This is a genomic window from Paeniroseomonas aquatica (assembly GCF_030409335.1).
Lineage (GTDB): Bacteria > Pseudomonadota > Alphaproteobacteria > Acetobacterales > Acetobacteraceae > Belnapia > Belnapia aquatica.
On record NZ_JAUFPN010000223.1, the window covers coordinates 1 to 641 of the forward strand.

Genomic DNA, 641 nt, shown 5'->3' on the forward strand with positions numbered 1-641 from the left:
CCGCCGACGGTGACGACCTGCTGGCCGGCGAAGGCGCCGCGGGCGGTCGCGGCATTGCGGTTGCCGCCGCCGTAGACGCGGTCCTGGGCGCCGCGGCCGATGGCGGAGCCGCCCATGGTGAGGACCTGCTGCTCGGCCTGGCTGTTGCGGCCGGAGGCGAGGTTGGAGTTCCAGCCGCCGGAGACCGAGCTATGGGCGCCGCGGCCGATGGCGGTGCCGCCCATGGTGGTGACCGACTGGCCGGCGACGCTGTTGCGGCCGGAGGCGAGGTTGGTGTTGTAGCCGCCGGTGACGTAGCTGCTGGCGCCGCGGCCGATCGCGGTGCCGCCGACCGTGGTGGTGTCCTGGAAGGCCTGGGCGTTGCGGGCGGTGGCGCGGTTGGTGTTGTTGCCGCCGTAGGTGGCGCTATAGCCGTGGCCGCGGGCGATGCCGCCGATGGTGGTCGCCGACTGGCCGGCGAAGGAGTTCACGCCGGAGGCGGTGTTGTGGTTGCCGCCGCCGCGGGTGATGGAGACGCCGCCGCGCTGCAGCGGGTCGGCCGCGGCGATGTTGCCGAGACCGGCGACGAGGGCGAGGGCGGCGACGGGGAGGATCATGGCACGCATGGGACTGGCTCCTTCTGGGCTGCGGCGCCGTGCCCC

1 protein-coding gene is annotated in these 641 nt (G+C 74.7%); it reads right to left on the minus strand.

Going from position 1 to position 641, the window contains the following annotated elements:
* The coding region (locus tag QWZ14_RS28985; RefSeq protein ID WP_290320544.1) for a hypothetical protein at window positions 1-605 on the minus strand (605 nt) is incomplete at its 3' end.
* Between the last annotated feature and the right edge of the window lie 36 nt (window positions 606-641).